Source organism: Streptomyces sp. NPDC059649 (assembly GCF_042734445.1).
Taxonomy (GTDB): Bacteria; Actinomycetota; Actinomycetes; order Streptomycetales; family Streptomycetaceae; genus Streptomyces.
On record NZ_JBHWDV010000064.1, the window covers coordinates 1 to 17,858 of the forward strand.

The 17,858-nt window shown below is 72.0% G+C and carries 17 protein-coding genes; 7 read left to right on the top strand and 10 right to left on the bottom strand.

All coding sequences use genetic code 11. The annotated features are described in order from the left end of the window. Positions 1–529 precede the first annotated feature (529 nt). The 3 genes from pknB (at position 530) to ACFV1J_RS35800 (ending at position 4,068) form a co-directional block, all read left to right on the top strand. Positions 530–2,491 carry a Stk1 family PASTA domain-containing Ser/Thr kinase gene (pknB, locus tag ACFV1J_RS35790; RefSeq protein ID WP_385865378.1) on the top strand — a complete coding sequence of 654 codons (1,962 nt, stop codon included), beginning with the start codon at positions 530–532 and terminating at the stop codon, positions 2,489–2,491. Positions 2,492–2,542: 51 nt separating this feature from the next. Then, positions 2,543–3,442, top strand: a complete 900-nt coding sequence (locus tag ACFV1J_RS35795; protein ID WP_385865380.1) for a deoxyribonuclease IV — start codon at positions 2,543–2,545, stop codon at positions 3,440–3,442. 92 nt (positions 3,443–3,534) lie between these two features. After that, complete coding sequence (locus tag ACFV1J_RS35800) at positions 3,535–4,068, top strand: DUF4396 domain-containing protein (RefSeq protein ID WP_385865382.1); 534 nt, start codon at positions 3,535–3,537, stop codon at positions 4,066–4,068. A 13-nt stretch (positions 4,069–4,081) separates the two neighbouring features. Here ACFV1J_RS35800 and ACFV1J_RS35805 read toward each other — a convergent pair whose 3' ends face one another. Beyond that, positions 4,082–4,714, bottom strand: coding sequence for a sulfite oxidase-like oxidoreductase (locus ACFV1J_RS35805; RefSeq protein WP_385865384.1), 633 nt, complete (start codon positions 4,712–4,714; stop codon positions 4,082–4,084). Between the two features lie 147 nt (positions 4,715–4,861). On the opposite strand from ACFV1J_RS35805, the gene bfr reads away from it, so the two are divergent. Beyond that, the gene (gene bfr / locus ACFV1J_RS35810) at positions 4,862–5,338 is read left to right on the top strand and encodes a bacterioferritin (RefSeq protein ID WP_360941830.1); all 477 of its coding nucleotides are present in this window, start codon (positions 4,862–4,864) and stop codon (positions 5,336–5,338) included. 3 nt (positions 5,339–5,341) lie between these two features. Here bfr and ACFV1J_RS35815 read toward each other — a convergent pair whose 3' ends face one another. Both ACFV1J_RS35815 and ACFV1J_RS35820 read right to left on the bottom strand, forming a co-directional pair. Further along, the gene (locus ACFV1J_RS35815) at positions 5,342–5,647 is read right to left on the bottom strand and encodes a bacterioferritin-associated ferredoxin (protein WP_385865386.1); all 306 of its coding nucleotides are present in this window, start codon (positions 5,645–5,647) and stop codon (positions 5,342–5,344) included. A gap of 203 nt (positions 5,648–5,850) precedes the next feature. Further along, positions 5,851–7,200 (bottom strand): class II 3-deoxy-7-phosphoheptulonate synthase, encoded by a 1,350-nt coding sequence (locus tag ACFV1J_RS35820; RefSeq protein ID WP_030415481.1) that lies wholly within the window; start codon positions 7,198–7,200, stop codon positions 5,851–5,853. Positions 7,201–7,466: 266 nt separating this feature from the next. Here ACFV1J_RS35820 and ACFV1J_RS35825 point away from each other — a divergent pair, with 266 nt between their 5' ends. Then, entirely contained in the window at positions 7,467–9,425 is a 1,959-nt protein-coding gene (locus ACFV1J_RS35825) for an anthranilate synthase family protein (protein ID WP_385865389.1), read from the top strand. Here the strand turns inward: ACFV1J_RS35825 and ACFV1J_RS35830 are convergent. The 5 genes from ACFV1J_RS35830 to ACFV1J_RS35850 form a co-directional block, all read right to left on the bottom strand. Next, positions 9,391–10,407: a 2-hydroxyacid dehydrogenase gene (locus ACFV1J_RS35830; protein WP_385865391.1), complete on the bottom strand. Its 1,017-nt coding sequence runs from the start codon at positions 10,405–10,407 to the stop codon at positions 9,391–9,393. The two genes, ACFV1J_RS35825 and ACFV1J_RS35830, sit on opposite strands and share 35 nt — an antisense overlap. 111 nt (positions 10,408–10,518) lie before the next feature. Continuing rightward, the gene (locus ACFV1J_RS35835; protein ID WP_385865393.1) at positions 10,519–11,547 is read right to left on the bottom strand and encodes a 6-phosphofructokinase; all 1,029 of its coding nucleotides are present in this window, start codon (positions 11,545–11,547) and stop codon (positions 10,519–10,521) included. Between the two features lie 212 nt (positions 11,548–11,759). Continuing rightward, positions 11,760–12,431, bottom strand: coding sequence for a response regulator (locus ACFV1J_RS35840; RefSeq protein WP_385865395.1), 672 nt, complete (start codon positions 12,429–12,431; stop codon positions 11,760–11,762). Next, positions 12,428–13,675 (bottom strand): MacS family sensor histidine kinase, encoded by a 1,248-nt coding sequence (gene macS, locus ACFV1J_RS35845; RefSeq protein WP_385865437.1) that lies wholly within the window; start codon positions 13,673–13,675, stop codon positions 12,428–12,430. Before macS ends, ACFV1J_RS35840 begins: the two co-directional genes overlap by 4 nt. A gap of 101 nt (positions 13,676–13,776) precedes the next feature. Next, positions 13,777–14,511: a lysophospholipid acyltransferase family protein gene (locus ACFV1J_RS35850; RefSeq protein ID WP_385865438.1), complete on the bottom strand. Its 735-nt coding sequence runs from the start codon at positions 14,509–14,511 to the stop codon at positions 13,777–13,779. Positions 14,512–14,785: 274 nt separating this feature from the next. On the opposite strand from ACFV1J_RS35850, the gene ACFV1J_RS35855 reads away from it, so the two are divergent. Both ACFV1J_RS35855 and ACFV1J_RS35860 read left to right on the top strand, forming a co-directional pair. Then, the gene (locus tag ACFV1J_RS35855; RefSeq protein WP_385865398.1) at positions 14,786–15,592 is read left to right on the top strand and encodes an alpha/beta hydrolase; all 807 of its coding nucleotides are present in this window, start codon (positions 14,786–14,788) and stop codon (positions 15,590–15,592) included. After that, the gene (locus ACFV1J_RS35860; RefSeq protein ID WP_385865400.1) at positions 15,579–16,118 is read left to right on the top strand and encodes a hypothetical protein; all 540 of its coding nucleotides are present in this window, start codon (positions 15,579–15,581) and stop codon (positions 16,116–16,118) included. Before ACFV1J_RS35855 ends, ACFV1J_RS35860 begins: the two co-directional genes overlap by 14 nt. 1 nt (position 16,119) lies before the next feature. Here ACFV1J_RS35860 and ACFV1J_RS35865 read toward each other — a convergent pair whose 3' ends face one another. Then, complete coding sequence (locus ACFV1J_RS35865) at positions 16,120–16,875, bottom strand: endonuclease/exonuclease/phosphatase family protein (protein WP_385865403.1); 756 nt, start codon at positions 16,873–16,875, stop codon at positions 16,120–16,122. Between the two features lie 8 nt (positions 16,876–16,883). Then, the gene (locus ACFV1J_RS35870) at positions 16,884–17,825 is read right to left on the bottom strand and encodes an ROK family glucokinase (protein WP_261951974.1); all 942 of its coding nucleotides are present in this window, start codon (positions 17,823–17,825) and stop codon (positions 16,884–16,886) included. Between the last annotated feature and the right edge of the window lie 33 nt (positions 17,826–17,858).

Consider the following 17,858-nt stretch of genomic DNA (forward strand, 5'->3'; position numbering starts at 1 on the left):
GGACTGCTTCGCTTTACGCCCACACAACCGGCCCCTCCGGCCCGTCCCCTCCCGTGAGTGGGTGGAAATGCGGTGGGTGGGGGTGGACGTTGAGGCATGCAAGGGAGCCTGGGATCCCGTAGGGGAGCGTCGAACAGAACCCGTAAGGGGCGCGAAGGCCCCCTGCTGGGCCCCAACTCGACGGGCGGGGAAGGCATTCCCGGCACCGCGCCATGCGAACGGCACGGCCGAACGACAACGCCCGCCCCCACCGGCCCCTCACCCCCCACCCACGGGAGGGGACAGACCGGAGGACGAAGTCTGTAGGGCTGTCACCGCACCCGAAAACACCACGCCCGCCGCCAGGCGCAACGGCGAGACGACCCGCGGCGGGACAGACGGGGACGTACGCGGCGCCGCAAAGCGCAACGGCGAGAAGACCCACGGCGGGAAAGCCAGGTACGTACGGGGCGCCGCAAAGCGCAGCGGAACGGCGAGCGAGCCCCGCGGCGGGGCAGACGGGTACGTGGGGCGAATAGACTCGCCTGCCGTGGATACGACGCTCCAAGACCCCCTCGAGGGTCAGCTGCTCGACGGCCGCTACCGCGTCCAGGCGCGCATCGCCGTAGGGGGGATGGCCACGGTCTACCGGGCCGTGGACACCCGCCTCGACCGGGTGCTCGCGCTGAAGGTGATGCACCCGGGCCTCGCCGAGGACGGCGCGTTCGTCGAGCGCTTCATCCGGGAGGCGAAGTCCGTCGCGCGGCTGTCGCACCCGAACGTGGTGGGCGTCTTCGACCAGGGCACCGACGGTACGTACGTCTATCTGGCGATGGAGTACGTCGCCGGCTGCACCCTGCGCGACGTGCTGCGCGAGCGCGGCGCCCTGCAGCCGCGGGCCGCGCTGGACATCCTGGAGCCGATCCTGGCCGCGCTGGGGGCCGCGCACCGGGCCGGGCTGGTGCACCGGGACATGAAACCGGAGAACGTCCTCATCGGCGACGACGGTCGGGTCAAGGTCGCCGACTTCGGGCTGGTGCGGGCGGTGGACACGAACACCACCGCCTCGACGGGCTCGGTACTGGGCACGGTCTCCTATCTGGCGCCCGAGCAGCTGGAGCACGGCACCGCGGACGCCCGGGTCGACGTCTACGCGTGCGGTGTGGTGCTCTACGAGATGCTGACCGGCACCAAGCCGCACACCGGCGGCTCCGTGGCGCAGGTGCTCTACCAGCACCTGAACGAGGACGTGCGGCCGCCGTCCGAGCTGGTGCCGGGGCTCGCCGGGCAGCTGGACGAGCTGGTCGCGCTGGCCACCGCCCGCGATCCGCAGGCCCGGCCGCAGGACGCGGTGACGCTGCTGTCCCGGGCCCGGGCGGCGCGGGCGACGCTGACCGACGAGGAGCTGGACGCCGTCCCGCCGGGCGCCAAGGAGGTGCCGGCGGACTCCGACGCGGAGGCCACGGACGTGATACCCCGGCCCGGTGGCGTACAGCCGCCGCTGCCGGGTGCGGACGAGGCGGCGCTGAACCGCACCAGCCGCCTGGAGGTCCCGCCGGTGCCGGAGGAGCGGACGACCCGGCTGCGGCCGGCCGCGGCGCCCGCCCCGGCCGGCGGGCTGCTGCAGCGGCGCCGGCTGGCCACGCTCATCGCGGCGGTGCTGCTGGTCCTCGGCGTCGGCACGGGCGTCTGGTACATCACTTCCGGCCAGTTCACCACCGTCCCCGCGGTGCTGGACATGCCGCAGGCCAAGGCCGTCAAGACGCTGCGGGACGCGGGGCTGGGCGCCAAGATCGTGCGCGGCTTCAGCTCCAACGTGGAGCGCGGGCACGTGATGAAGACCGACCCGGCGACCGGCGGGCGGATCCGCGGTACGGGAACGGTCACGCTCACCGTCTCCCGCGGCCCGAACCACGTCGCCGTGCCGGACCTGTCCGGCACCCCGATCGCGGACGCCAAGCGGAAGCTGCGCGACCGCGGGCTGGTGCCGGGCACGGTGACATGGGAGTTCAAGGACGAGGTCGCCAGGGGCTCGGTGATCCGTACGGACCCGGCCGCGGGCAGCCAGCGGCGGCCCGACACGGCGGTGGGTCTGGTCGTCAGCCGGGGCGCCAAGGTCGATGTGCCCAGTGTGATCGGCAGCACGCGGGCGGATGCCGAGGCCGCGCTGCAGGCCAAGGGGCTGCATGTGAAGTTCGCCGCCGAGCCGGTGAACTCGCCGCAGGACAAGGGCACGGTGGCCCGGCAGTCCCCGGAGGCGGGCGAGACGCTCGGGACGGGCGACACGGTCACCCTCACGCTCTCCAAGGGCCCGGAGATGGTCCCGGTGCCCGACGTCACCGGCAAGAACGTCGAGGACGCCAAGCAGGAGCTGACCGCGCTCGGCTTCCGGGTCGAGGTGAAGAAGCCGTTCCTGTTCCCGCAGGACGAGGTGGACACCCAGTCCGTCGACCCGGGCGAGAAGGCGCCGAAGGGCAGCACGATCACGATCAAGCTGAAGGGCGCCCTGTAGCGGGGCGCCCCTCGGGGCGGTCGGCCGTTCGGCGCCTGGCACCCTTGGAGGGTGAGCGAAACCCCCTTCCCCCAGGACGCCGGACACTCCGCCCGGGCCCGTAATCCGGTCGGCGGCCATGTGCCGGTGGCCGGCGGGCTGGCGAAGACCGGTATCACCTACGCCCGCGAGATGGGCGCCGAGGCCGTACAGGTCTTCGTGGCCAATCCGCGCGGCTGGGCGACCCCGCCCGGTAACCCCGAGCAGGACGAGGCGTTCCGGGCGGCCTGCGCACTGCAGGGCCTGCCGGCGTACGTCCATGCGCCGTACCTGATCAACTTCGGTTCGCACACCGCGGAGACGGTCGAGCGGTCGGTGGACTCGCTGCGCCATTCGCTGCGCAGGGGCCGGGGCATCGGGGCGCTCGGGGTGGTCGTGCACACCGGTTCGGCGACCGGCGGGCGGCCGCGCGCGGAGGCGCTGGCGCAGGTCAGGGCGCGGTTGCTGCCGCTGCTCGACGAGCTGACGCACCCCGACGACCCGTATCTGCTCCTGGAGTCGACCGCGGGTCAGGGTGCCTCGCTGTGTTCCCGGACCTGGGACTTCGGGCCGTACTTCGAGGCGCTGGACGCCCATCCGAAGCTGGGGGTCTGCCTCGACACCTGCCACATCTTCGCGGCGGGGCACGACCTGACCGGGCCGAGCGGGATGCATCAGACGCTCGACCTGCTGGTCGGCACGGTCGGCGAGGGGCGGCTGAAGCTGATCCACGCCAATGACTCCAAGGACGTGGTGGGCGCCCACAAGGACCGGCACGCGAACATCGGCGCCGGCCACATCGGCGAGGACGCGTTCCGGGCGCTGATGACGCACCCGGCGACCGAGGGCGTCCCGTTGGTCATCGAGACGCCGGGCGGCAAGGAGGGGCACGCGGGGGACGTCGAGCGGCTGAAGAAGCTCCGGGACGGCTGACGGCACGACGGACAACTCCATTGAGGAATACCCCTGGGGGGTATACGGTTCCCCTGAGCGCAGGAACCGTTACCTGACGTTGGGGGCTTCTCATGCAGCACGAGACGGAACGCGGCACGGACCACGTCACGGACCGCGGCACGCACGCCGGGCACGTCCACCACGAGGCGCATGGCCACGGCTCGGGCGGGGTCGGCTGGGCCATGGCCGCGCGGGCCACCCTGCACTGCCTGACCGGCTGTGCGCTCGGCGAGATCCTCGGCATGGTGATCGGCACCGCGCTGGCCTGGCACAACGTCCCGACGATGGTCCTGGCGATCGTGCTGGCCTTCGCCTTCGGCTATGCGCTCACCCTGCGCGGTGTGCGGAAGGCAGGCGTCGACCTCGGTACGGCGTTCCGGGTCGCGCTGGCCGCGGACACGCTCTCCATCGCCGTGATGGAGCTGATCGACAACGGGGTGATCGCCCTCTGGCCGAGCGCCATGGACGCCCAACTGTCGGACGGGCTCTTCTGGGGTGCGCTGGCGGCCTCACTGGCGCTCGCGTTCGTGGCGACCACGCCGGTCAACCGGTGGATGATCGGCCGCGGCAAGGGCCATGCGGTGGTGCACCGGTACCACCACTGAGGCCCGGCCGGGATCAGAGCTCGGGGCCGTCCCCGGGCTCTTCCTGGTAGGAGTAGCGCTGCTCCCGCCAGGGGTCGCCCAGGTTGTGGTAGCCGCGCTCCTCCCAGAAGCCGCGGCGGTCGGCCCGCATGTATTCGATGCCGCGGACCCATTTGGGGCCCTTCCAGGCATAGAGGTGCGGCACGATCAGCCGGACCGGGAATCCGTGCTCGGCGGTGAGCAGTTCACCCGAGCGGTGCGTGGCGAAGATGCAGTCCTCGGCGGCGAAATCCGCCAGCCGGAGATTGGAGCTGAAGCCGTATTCGGCCCACACCATCACATGGGTGACATCGGGCGCGGGCGGTGCGAGATCCAGAATGGTTTTGGTGAGCACCCCGCCCCATTCGGCGCCCAGCATGCTGAATTTCGTCACGCAGTGCATGTCGGCAACGACCGTGGTGTACGGCAGTGCCGTGAATTCCTCGTGCGACCAGCAGTGTTTCGCGCCGTCCGCGGTGGCGCCGAACGCGCGGAACTCCCAGCGTTCGGGGCGGAACTTCGGGACCGGGCCGTAATGCGTCACCGGCCAGCCCCGCTGGAGCCGCTGCCCCGGAGGCAGCTGAGGAGGCTCCTCTTCGCGGCTTTCCGGCTGACCCATGCCCTCCATGTTGTCAGACCGGACGGGGTGCCGATGACCAGGGAGGGAGAGATCCGGGCAACTCGTACTAAGCGTGTACTTACTGGACGGTCCGCCGAGGGCGGTGCGAGGATGCGCGGCACCTGCCCAGTTCTCGCGTGGAAGGAGCCCGCAGCCATGCAGGGCGACCCCGAGGTCATCGAATTCCTCAACGAGCAGCTGACCGCCGAGCTGACCGCCATCAACCAGTACTTCCTGCACGCCAAGATGCAGGAGAACTTCGGCTGGACCAAGCTCGCGAAGTACACCCGCGCCGAATCCTTCGACGAGATGAAGCACGCGGAGGTACTGACCGACCGGATTCTCTTCCTCGAAGGGCTGCCGAATTACCAGCGGCTGTTCCACGTACGGGTCGGCCAGACCGTCACCGAGATGTTCCAGGCGGACCGGCAGATCGAGGTCGAGGCGATCGACCGGCTCAAGCGCGGTATCGAGCTGATGCGCAACAAGGGCGACATCACCTCGGCGAACATCTTCGAGGACATCCTCGCGGACGAGGAGCACCACATCGACTACCTCGACACCCAGCTGGAACTGGTGGAGAAGCTCGGGGAGGCGCTCTACCTCGCCCAGGTGATCGAGCAGCCGAGCTGACGGCTACGCGGCCTCCGGGAGCACCGCGGGCCCCGCGGCGTCCTCCTCCGCGTCCGCCGGCGACGGCCCGTCCGCCGGCGACAGCCCGGACGCTGCCCGCCCGGCCGCCAGCGGGTCGGCGCCGTTCCCGATGAGCTCCCGGCGCGGGCAGGCGCCCCGGCCGAGCAGTGCCTGGATGCGGCGTACGCAGTTGCCGCAGTCGGTGCCGGCCTTGCAGGCGGAGGCGATCTGGCGGGGCGTGCAGGCACCCGCCGCCGCGTGCTCGCGGACCTGCCGCTCGGTGACCCCGAAGCAAGAGCAGACGTACACGCGGTGTCTCCTCCGTGAGGGGCGGCTTCGGACGGTTCCGGCGACTGGTCGGCGGAAGGGCCTCATCGACCGGTCCAGCCGATCTTGAGTGAGGTTACCCTTACCTTACCTGGCGCGTCCTGGCTCCACAACGCCCGGCGGGCCCTGAACGACGCAATGGGGCGCGGATCACAGATCCGCGCCCCACCCACGTTCACCGGCGATCACTGATCGCGGTACATCTCCGCCACCAGGAAGGCCAGGTCCAGCGACTGGCTGCGGTTGAGCCGCGGGTCGCAGGCGGTCTCGTAGCGCTGGTGCAGGTCGTCGACGAAGATCTCGTCGCCGCCGCCCACGCACTCGGTGACGTCGTCACCGGTCAGCTCGACGTGGATGCCGCCCGGGTGCGTGCCGAGGCCCTTGTGGACCTCGAAGAAGCCCTTGACCTCGTCCAGCACGTCGTCGAAGCGCCGGGTCTTGTGCCCGGAGGCCGCCTCGAAGGTGTTGCCGTGCATCGGGTCGCAGATCCAGGCGACCTGCGCGCCGGAGGCGGTGACCTTGTCGACCAGCTCGGGGAGCTTGTCGCGGATCTTGTCCGCGCCCATGCGGGTGATGAAGGTCAGCCGGCCCGGCTCACGCTCCGGGTCGAGGCGCTCGATGAGGGTGAGCGCGTCCTCCGCGGTGGTCGTCGGGCCCAGCTTGACGCCGATCGGGTTGCGGATCCGCGAGGCGAACTCGATGTGCGCGTGGTCCAGCTGCCGGGTGCGCTCGCCGATCCAGAGCATGTGCCCGGAGACGTCGTAGAGCTTGCCGGTGCGCGAGTCCACCCGGGTCAGCGCCGACTCGTAGTCGAGCACCAGCGCCTCGTGGGAGGAGTAGAACTCCACGGTCCGGAACTCTTCCGGGTCCACCCCGCAGGCGTTCATGAAGTTCATCGCCCGGTCGATCTCGCGGGCCAGCGCCTCGTAGCGCTGCCCCGAGGGCGAGGACTTCACGAAGTCCTGGTTCCAGGCGTGCACCTGCCGCAGGTCGGCGTAGCCACCGGTGGTGAAGGCGCGCACGAGGTTCAGGGTCGCCGCGGAGGCGTGGTACATCCGCTTCAGCCGCTGCGGGTCCGGGATGCGGGCCGCCTCGGTGAACTCGAAGCCGTTGACGGAGTCGCCGCGGTACGTCGGCAGGGTCACGCCGTCGCGGGTCTCGGTGGGCTTGGAGCGCGGCTTGCTGTACTGGCCGGCGATCCGGCCGACCTTGACCACCGGCACGGAACCGGCGTAGGTCAGGACGGCGCCCATCTGGAGGAGGGTCTTGAGCTTGTTGCGGATGTGCTCGGCGGAGACGGCGTCGAAGGCCTCCGCGCAGTCGCCGCCCTGAAGCAGGAACGCCTCACCACGGGCGACGGCTCCCAGGCGCTCACGCAGCTGGTCGCACTCGCCCGCGAAGACGAGCGGCGGATAGGACTCGAGCTCCGCGATCACATCGCGCAGAGCCTCTTGGTCCGGCCAGTCAGGCTGCTGCGCCGCGGGAAGGTGTCGCCAGGTGTTGCCACCGGCGTGGGTTTCAGCGTTCACGGTCACATGCCCCACATTACGGGGTCCGGTGGGGGTGTCCGTCCGGCATCCGGACTGTGAGACGCACAGCACCCGGACGGTCCGGTAGGGTGCGCCGCATGTGCACGCGACCGATGCCGACCATGAACTGGTGGTGGACCGCTCCTCCGGCGGCCCACTGATTCGCGCGCACATCCCACACTCCGCGAAGGCCGCCCGAGGGCGGCCTTCGGCGTTTCCGGCGGTCGTCCCCCTCCTGCCCGGCCTTTCCGGCCCACCCGGAAGGAACCGCCATGCACCGCGTACGCCCCGACGTCCATCCCGATGCCGCCGCGCTCGTCCGGCGGCTGCTCGACCCCGCCGGCCCCCCGTTCGCCCTGCTGCGCCGCCGCTCCCCCGGCCGGGAGGCGGGTTCCCCCACCGTCGAGGTGCTGATCGGCGAGGTCACCGAGGTCGAGCGACTGGCGGACATCCCACTGGGTGAGACGGCACCCGGCGAGCCGGTGACCGACGCGCTCGCGCTGATCCCGTTCCGCCAGATCCGCGAGCGCGGCTTCCGGGCCCATGACGACGGCACCCCGCTGGCCGTGCTGCGCCCCCGCGAGACCTACGAGCTACCGCTGGCGGAGGTGCTGGCGGCGCTGCCGGCGCACGAGGTACGGGTGACGGACGGGGCGTTCGACGTGTCCGACGAGCGGTACGCGGAGATCGTCGAGCGGGTGGTGCGGGAGGAGATCGGCACCGGCGAGGGCGCGAACTTCGTCATCCGCCGGACCTTCGAGGGCTCGATCGCGGACTTCTCGGCGGCCGACGCACTGGCGCTGTTCCGGCGGCTGCTGGCCGGTGAGCGCGGCGCGTACTGGACGTATGTCGTACACCGCCCCGGTGTGCGCACGCTGGTCGGCGCCAGTCCGGAGGTGCACGTCCGGATGACCGGCGGCACGGTCGTGATGAATCCGATCAGCGGCACCTACCGCTACCCGGCCGGCGGCCCCACCCCGGAGAGCCTGCTGGCGTTCCTCGGCGACCGCAAGGAGGTCGAGGAGCTGTCCATGGTGGTGGACGAGGAGCTCAAGATGATGTGCACGGTCGGCGACCGGGGCGGGGTGGTGATCGGGCCCCGGCTCAAGGAGATGGCCCATCTCGCGCACACCGAGTACGAGTTGCGCGGCCGGTCCACCCTCGATGTGCGCGAGGTGCTGAAGGAGACGATGTTCGCGGCGACGGTCACCGGGTCGCCGGTGCAGAACGCCTGCCGGGTCATCGAGCGGCACGAGCCGGTCGACCCGGACGGGCGGGGCCGCGGCTACTACGCGGGCGCGCTGGCGCTGATCGGCCGGGACGCGGGCGGTGCGCAGACGCTGGACTCGCCGATCCTGATCCGTACCGCGGACATCACCGCCGAAGGCCGGCTGCGGGTGCCGGTCGGTGCCACGCTGGTACGCGCCTCCGACCCGCACGGCGAGGTCGCCGAAACCCACGCCAAGGCGGCGGGCGTGCTGACCGCGCTGGGCGTACGGGAGGCACCGGCGCGCCCGGCGGACGGCGGGCGGCCGCCGCGGCTGGCCGACGATCCGCGGGTGCGCGCCGCCCTGGACGCCCGCCGGGCGGACCTGGCGCCGTTCTGGCTGCGGATGCGGACCACCGCGCCGACCGCCGAGCTGAGCGGGCATGCGCTGGTGATCGACGCGGAGGACACCTTCACGGCGATGCTGGCGCATCTGCTGCGGACCTCCGGGCTGACGGTGACGGTGCGCCGCTTCGACGAGCCGGGGCTGCGCGCGGCCGCCCTGGCGCACCAGGGGCCGGTCGTGCTGGGCCCGGGGCCGGGCGACCCGTCCGACCCGGCCGACCCCAAGATGCGTTTCCTGCGGTCGCTGACCGCGGACCTGCTCGCCCGGCACCAACACGGCCTGTTGGGGGTCTGCCTGGGCCACGAACTGCTCGCCGCGGAGCTGGGGTTGGAGATCGTCCGCAAGGAGGTGCCCTTCCAGGGGGCGCAGGAGCGGATCGACTTCTTCGGCCGCCCCGAGACGGTCGGCTTCTACAACACCTTCACGGCCCGCTGCGACGACCGTACGGAGACCGAACTCGCCATGCACCGCGTGGAGTTGAGCCGGGACGCGGGCTCCGGTGAGGTGCATGCGCTGCGCGGTCCGGGTTTCGCGGGGGTGCAGTTCCACCCGGAGTCGGTGCTGACCCTGGACGGGGCCGCGGTCACCGCGCAGTTGCTGGCAGCTGTCCTCGTGTGACCAGCATGTTCTCGTTGGTGCGGTGGGCGAGGTAGTCCTCGACGTTGGCCACGGTGGCCTCGGTGATCTGGCCCACCGCATCCTCGGTGAAGTACGCCTGGTGCGAGGTGACCAGCACGTTCGCGAAGGTCATCAGGCGGGCGAGGGTGTCGTCGTCGATGACGTCCAGGGACCGGTCGTGGTAGAAGAGCCCGGACTCCTCCTCGTAGACGTCCAGCGCGACGCCGGTGAGCCGGCGGGCCTTGAGGGTGCGGACCAGTGCCGCGGTGTCGACCAGGCCGCCGCGACTGGTGTTGACCAGGATGGCGTCGTCCTTCATGGCGGCCAGCGCGGCGGCGTCGACGAGGTGCCGGGTGGCGTCCGTCAGCGGGAGGTGCAGGGTGACCAGGTCGGCCTCGGCGAACAGCCGCTCGCGGGGGACGTACTTCATGCCCAGCGCGGCGCAGCGGGGGTTCTCGGCGAGGTCCCAGCCCAGCAGGTTCATGCCGAAGCCGTGGGCGATCCGGGTGAACGCCTCGCCGATCCGGCCGGTGCCGAGCACACCGGCGGTGCGGCCGCGCAGGTCGCGGCCCATCAGGCCGTCCAGCCGGAAGTCGAAGTTGCGGGTGCGCTGGGCGGCCCGCACGATCTTGCGGTTGACGGCCAGCGCGAGTGCCCAGGCGAATTCCGCCACCGCGTAGGGGGAGTAGTGGGAGACCCGGCCGATGCTCATCCCGAGATCGGCCGCGGCCTCCAGATCGATGTTGTTGAAGCCCGTGGAGCGCTGGGCGACCATCTTCGTCCCGCCGGCCGCGAGGGTCTGCAGGACGTCCGCGCCCAGGTCGGCGTTGACGTCGGAGCTGACGATCTCGTAGCCGTGGGCGATCGGGGCGGTGTCGCGGTTGAGGACCACGTCCAGGGTGCGGACCTGGTGGCGGCCGGCGAAGGCCCGCTCCAGGCACGGCCGCTCGTCCGTCTGCACGCCGAAGGCGATGATCTCCACGTTCCCTCCCGCCGGGATGTGCTCACCAGGAGCAATGGGCCGGATATGTCGTGTATGGCGAATATACGGCCCCTCGCCCGGCGGTGCGCCCCGGCGGGGCGGCGCCCCTGGTCAGCCGAAGAACACCCCGGCCTCGGCATAGAGCGCCGGGTCGACGGTCTTCAGCTTGGCGGTCGCCTCGGAGATCGGCACCCGGACGATGTCGGTGCCGCGCAGCGCGACCATCGTGCCGAAGTCACCGTCGTGCACCGCCTCGATGGCGTGCAGCCCGAAGCGGGTGGCCAGCCAGCGGTCGAAGGCGCTGGGCGTACCGCCGCGCTGGGTGTGGCCGAGGACCGTGGTGCGGGCCTCCTTGCCGGTGCGCGACTCGATCTCCTTGGCCAGCCACTCCCCCACGCCGGAGAGCCGGACGTGGCCGAAGGAGTCCTTGGAGTCGTCCTTGAGCACCATCTGGCCGTCCTTGGGCATCGCGCCCTCGGCGACCACCACGATCGGGGCGTAGCGCACCTTGAAGCGGGACTGGATCCACCCGCAGACCTGCTCGACGTCGAAGCGCTGCTCGGGGATGAGGATGACGTTGGCGCCGCCGGCGAGGCCGGAGTGCAGCGCGATCCAGCCGGCGTGCCGGCCCATGACCTCGACGACCAGCACCCGCATATGCGATTCGGCGGTGGTGTGCAGCCGGTCGATGGCCTCGGTGGCGACGCCCACGGCGGTGTCGAAGCCGAAGGTGTAGTCCGTGGCCGAGAGGTCGTTGTCGATGGTCTTCGGGACGCCGACGCACGGGACGCCGAACTCGCCCGACAGCCGGGTCGCCACCCCCAGGGTGTCCTCGCCGCCGATCGCGATCAGCGCCTCGACCTCCTGCTTGGTGAGGGTCTCCTTGATCCGGCGGACGCCGTCCTCGGCCTGGAAGGGGTTGGTCCGCGAGGAGCCGAGGATCGTGCCGCCGCGGGGCAGGGTGCCGCGCACCGCCGGGATGTCCAGCGGTACCGTGTCGTTCTCCAGCGGCCCGCGCCAGCCGTCCCGGAAGCCGAGGAAGTCGTAGCCGTATTCCTGGGTGCCCTTGCGGACGATTGCCCTGATCACCGCGTTCAGTCCGGGGCAGTCGCCGCCGCCGGTCAGTACTCCGACCCGCATCGCTGCAATCACCTACATCCCGTCAGTGGCCGCGCACGGCCGTGGTTGAGCTGACGCCGGTCACGCTAATGGTGATCTGGGTCACTCCGGGATGTCGGAAGCGGCGATTCCGGTAAGTTTTGGGGAAGTTGACGCCTCGTCTTCACCCGTACGAGCGGATCGATCATGGCGGGCCGCGGTCTCCCTCTCCGGGGAACCGGTCCGGGCGCGGCTCAGCCCTCGTCGAGGCCGCGCTCTATCGCGTACCGCACCAGCTCGACGCGGTTGTGCAACTGCAGCTTGCCGAGGGTGTTCTGGACGTGGTTCTGCACCGTGCGGTGCGAGATGACCAGCCGCTCGGCGATCTGCTTGTACGAGAGGCCCTTGGCGACCAGGCGCAGCACCTCGGTCTCCCGCTCGGTCAGCCGCGGGGCGCCCGGCTCGTCGGCCGTCGCCGGGACCGGCTCGGTGGCCAGCCTGCGGTACTCGCCGAGCACCAGTCCGGCGAGGCCCGGGGTGAACACCGCGTCCCCGGCGGCCGTGCGCCGCACCGCGTCCAGCAGCTCCTCGGTGCTCGCCGACTTCAGCAGATAGCCGGTCGCACCGGACTTGACCGCCTCCAGCACATCGGCGTGCTCCCCGCTCGCCGACAGCACCAGCACCCGCAGCGACGGATGGGCGCCGACCAGCTCCTTGCAGACCTGTACGCCGGGCAGGCCCGGCAGATTGAGGTCCAGGACCAGCACGTCGGGCGAGGCGGCCTGCGCGCGGCGGACCGCCTGGAGGCCGTCGCCGGCCGTCGCCACCACCTCGAACCCGGCCTCGGCCAGATCCCGCGCGACCGCGTCGCGCCACATCGGGTGGTCGTCGACCACCATCACCTTCAGGCCCGTCTGCTCCGTCATGCCCGGGTCTTCCCCCGCCTTCCGCCCTCGGGCGCCGTGCCCTTGGGGACCGTCAACTCCACTTCCGTGCCCTGGCCGGGGACCGAGACCCACTCCGCGGTGCCGCCGAGGTCCCGCAGCCGGCCGCGGATCGACAGGGCCACCCCCAGCCGGCCCTCGCGCTCGGCGTCCGCGAGGCGGCCCTCGGGGATGCCGGGGCCGTCGTCGCGGACCGTCACGATCACCGCGTGCGGTTCGTCCTCCACCAGGATCCATGCCTGGGCGCCGGGCCCCGCATGGACCCGGACATTGTCCAACGCGGCACTGACAGCGGCCGCGAGCTCCGCCGCCGCGGCGGCCGGCAGTTCGACCGGGGCACCCGGCTCGGAGAAGGTCACCCCGGCCCCCGCGTACGGCGCGAGCAGCGCCCGCACGTCACAGGGCCCGTCGCCGGCCGGCGGCGCGGGCGGCACCGGCACCGCGGCCGGCACCGGGGCCGGGACGACCGGCCGCGAGACCGGGCCGCCGGACACCAGGCTGCGCAGCGCGACCTCCTGCTCGCCCGCCATCCGGCCCAGCTCCGCCGCCTCGCCGCCGATCGCGGCACCGCGCCGCTGCACCATCGCCAGGACCTGCAGCACGCTGTCGTGGATGTCGCGGGCCAGCCGCTCCCGTTCGCGGGTGGCGGCCTCGACCTGCAGGGCCCGGGCGAGGGTGCGCTCACTGGCCCGGGCGACCTCGACGACGTAGCCGAGGCCGACGCTGGCCACCCACACCAGGATCACGTTGTGGAGGGTGTCGCGGGCCAGCACCTCGCGTTCGACGAGGTTGGCGGCCGCCACCGCGCTGGAGGCCACCGCGGCCCAGCGCCAGCCGCCCTTGATCGCGAAGCCGAGGACGGCGCCGGCCGCCCAGATGGAGGGCAGCGTGGGCGAGCCGCCCATGATGCGCGCGTGACTGTCGACCAGCGTGGTGAGCAGGATCCCGCCCACCGCGAAGCCCAGGTCGGTGACGAGGAACCGGCGGGTGCAGCGCTCCGGCGAGGTCGTCCGCCGCCAGGTCAGCGCCATCCAGACGGTGAGCGCGCCCATGTAGGCGGCGGCGCCCAGCGGGTGTTCGTACTTGCGGTACGACATCGCGTCCAGGACCAGGACGTAGAGCAGGGTGAGGATCCGGTAGCCGGTGAGCGCACGCCACAGCGGCAGCTCGACGGACATCCGCAGCACCTTCGGCGGGCGCTTGCCGTGGCGCCGGGCGGCGGCCATGCCGCCGGTCACCGTCCGTATGTCCGCATCCGTCATTGCCGGCCCCCACCCCTCACCGGACGCACCCGCGCCCGGCCTCGGCCCTGCCCGTCTTCGTCGGCCTATTCGGCGGCGGCCTTCTTGGCCTGCTCCGCCTCGGCCTTCTTCTTCGCCTCCGCGGCCTTCGCCGCGTCCGCGATCTGCCGCTTGGCGGCGGTCGCGTAGATGTCCACGTACTCCTGGCCGGAGAGCTTCATGATCTCGTACATCACCTGGTCGGTGACCGACCGCAGGATGAAACGGTCACCCTCCATGCCCTGGTAGCGGGTGAAGTCCAGCGGCTTGCCGATGCGGATCCCCGGCCGGATCATCTTCGGCACGATCTTGCCGGGAGGCTGCACCTTCTCGGTGTCGATCATCGCCACGGGGATGACCGGCGCGCCGGTGGCCAGCGCCACCCGGGCCAGGCCGCCCGGCTTGCCGCGGTAGAGCCGGCCGTCCGGGGAGCGGGTGCCCTCCGGGTAGATGCCGAACAGCTCACCGCGCCTGAGGACCTCTATGCCGCTCTTGATCGCCGCCTCGCCCGCGCCGCGGGCGCCCGAGCGGTCCACCGGCAGCTGGCCCACGCCCTTGAAGAACGCGGCGGTCAGCTTGCCCTTGACGCCCGGGGAGGTGAAGTACTCCGACTTCGCGATGAAGGTGACCTTGCGGTCGAGCACCGCGGGCAGGAAGAACGAGTCCGAGAAGGACAGGTGGTTGCTCGCGAGGATCGCGGGGCCCTCGGCGGGAACGTTCTCGATGCCTTCCACCCAGGGCCTGAAGGCAAGCTTCAGCGACCCGCCGAGGGAAAACTTCATTGCGCCGTAGATCAACCGACTGCCTCCTGTGTGTGACGCAAAGACCTTAACCTGCCCGGGTGGCACGCTCGCCCCGGCCGGGCGTTCAAGGGCTCCGGCAGCTGGTGCACGCCCACGTGCGGACCGCCTGTGGGGCCCGCGGGCGCCGTCGGTCGGAGATGAGGGGTGGCGGCGCTCCGCCCGGGCCGCGGGCGCCGTCGGACCTATCCGCCCGCCGTCACTTTGCGTACCCTGGGGTAACTCGCCAGGTCCCTTCATCGAACGGAGTCCCCCGGTGCCGCTCCTTCCCGGAGCCGAGCCGTTCCGCCGCGACGGCGGAGAGGTCGGCGTCCTTGTGTGCCACGGCTTCACCGGCTCCCCCCAGTCCCTGCGCCCCTGGGCCGAATATCTCGCCGACCGGGGGCTGACCGTCTCCCTTCCGCTGCTGCCCGGTCACGGCACCCGCTGGCAGGACCTGCAGATCACGACCTGGCAGGACTGGTACGCCGAGGTCGACCGCGAACTGCGGGCGCTGACCGAGCGCTGCTCCCAGGTCTTCGTCTGCGGCCTGTCGATGGGCGGCGCGCTGGCGCTCCGGCTGGCCGCCAAACACGGCGCCGCGGTCAGCGGGGTGGTCGTGGTCAACCCGGCCAACAAGGTCCATGATGCCGCGGCGCCGCTGCTTGTGGTGCTGCGCCATCTGGTCCGGACGACCAAGGGGGTGGCCAACGACATCGCCAAGCCCGGTGCCGAGGAGCTGGCCTACGCCCGGGTGCCGCTGCACGCCGCGTACTCACTGCGCCGGTTCTTCCAGCAGGTGGACTCCGAACTCCCGGCCGTCACCCAGCCGTTGCTGGTGATGACCAGCCCGCAGGACCACATCGTCCCGCCGGTGGACTCCGAGCGGATCCTCGCCCGGGTCTCCTCCACCGACGTCCGGCAGACCCTGCTGGAGCGCAGCTACCACGTCGCCCCGCTCGACCACGACGCGGAGAAGATCTTCGAGGACACCTTCGCCTTCATCTCCCGGCTCGCCCCGGCGGCGGGGGCGGGCGCCGTGGAGGCGGCCCGGAAGGGGACGGCGGCCAGTGGCGGAGCGTAGCCCCCGCGACCCCCGGGACCCGCTGGACGAGGAAGCCGCCTGGGCGGAGATCGTCGCCGGCTACGGCGACCAGCCCTCGTTCCCGGCCGACGACGACGCGCCCGCCAAGGCGCCCGACGACGGCGGGGAGGCCAAGGACCGCAAGGGCGGACCCGGGGACCCGGGGAAGGCCGGCAGCGACCGCCCGGGCAGCTTCGTGGTCTTCGCCCCGGGCGTCGGCCCGCGGGACTGGTCCGCCGCGGAACCGTCCGACGACGACTTCGACGAGACCGACGAGGGCCACTTCACCCCGCCCGAGCCGCCGCCGCTGCCGGAGGCCGACACCACCACCAAGTTCGCCTGGATCGCGGTGCTCGGCGGCCCGCTGCTGCTGATCGCCCTGGTGGTCTTCCAGCAGCCGGTGACGTGGTGGAGCACGGTCCTGGGCATCGGCGGCTTCCTGGGCGGCTTCGCCACGCTGGTGTACCGGATGAAGAACGACGACGGGGACGACGACCAACTGCCGGGCGGCGGCGCGGTGGTCTGAGTCAGACCCCGGCCGGCACCCGCAGGGCGGCCAGCACCGGCAGGTGGTCCGAGGCGGCCAGCAGATCGGCCTCCCGTACGCCGGGGAGGCCGTGCGGCACCCCGCAGCCCAGTACCTCGATGCCGTCCGTGGTGAGGACCGCGTCGATGCGCTGCACCGGTGCGTGGGGCGTGGAGGTGAACTCCCCGCCCCACGGCTCGGCCGCCCAGGCGTCCGTGAGCCGGTCCGCCAGCCGCCGGAAGCTCCGGCCCTCCGGCCGGTCGTTGAGGTCGCCGCCCACGACCGCGTGCCGCGTCCCCAGGGCGGCCAGCCGCTCCAGCAGCAGCCCGGCCTGCTCGTACCGCTCCCGGTCGGCGAGGCTGAGGTGGCAGCTGACGACACCGAGCCGGGCCCCGCCGATCCGGACCACGGCGGTGGCCAGACCGCGCTGGTGCAGGCCGGGGGTGCGGGGCAGCAGGACGTCCTCGGTGCGCTCGATGTGCGCGCGGAGCGTGGAGAGGATCATCGGGCCCGCGGTCGTCCCGCCGCCGGTGACGTACACCAGGCCGGCCGACCGGGCCAGCCGCTCGGCGGCCTTGCGCCAGCGGAAGAACCGCGGCGCCTCCTGGATCAGCGCGAGATCGGGGGCGCAGGCCCGGATGACCCTGGCCAGCGCCGCCCGGTCGTCGCGCATCGAGCGGATGTTGTAGCTGAGCACGCGGACCCGTACGGCGTCCTGTTCGGTGCCGGACGCCGGGAGCCCGGGGTGCTCGGCCACCACCGCGGTCAGCCCTGGCGCGCCAGGTCGGCCGCCCCCACCAGTCCGGCCTTGCCGCCGAGCTGGGCGGCGAGGACCTGGGCGTGCGGCCGGTACTGATTGCCGACCAGCCAGCGGCGGAACGACTTGCGGATCGGTTCGAGGACCAGTTCGCCCTCGTCCGAGACCCCGCCGCCGACGATGAAGGCCGACGGGTCGAACAGCGAGGCCAGGTCGGCGAGACCGGCACCGGCCCAGCGGGCCAGTTCGCGGAACGAGTCGATGGCGACCTTGTCGCCCTGACGGGCGGCGGCGCTGATGTGCTTGCCCTGGATGCCGTCGGGGGTGCCGTCGCCGAGCGAGAGCAGCACCGTGGCGTTCTCGGGGGTGGCGAAGGCGCGCTGCTTGGCGTAGCGCAGCAAGGCGCGGCCGGAGGCGTACTGCTCCCAGCAGCCCTGGCTGCCGCAGCCGCACAGCAGGCCGTCCGGCACGACCCGGATGTGCCCGAACTCCGCGGCGACGCCGAAGCGGCCGCGGCGCAGCTTGTTGCCGATGATGATGCCGCCGCCGAGGCCCGTGCCGAGCGTGATGCAGATGACGTCGCTGTGGCCCTGGCCGGCACCGAAGCGGTACTCGCCCCAGGCGGCGGCGTTGGCGTCGTTCTCGACGACGACGGGGAGGCCGACGCGCTGTTCGACCTTGTCCTTCAGTGGTTCGTGGCGCCAGTCGATGTTCGGTGCGAACAGGACCGTGGCGCGCTTCTCGTCGACGTAGCCGGCGGCACCGATGCCCACCGCCTCGATGTGGTGCCCGGCACCAACCGTGCGGACCGCGTCCGCGATGGCCTCGGTCAGGGCATCGGTGGCCTGCGGGGTCGGTACCTTGCACGTCTCAAGGATCGAACCCTCTTCGTCGACCACGCCGGCCGCGATCTTCGTGCCGCCGATGTCGACGCCGATGGTGAGTCCCATGTGTCCCTCAGTTTTTCGCTCGAACCCCGCCGG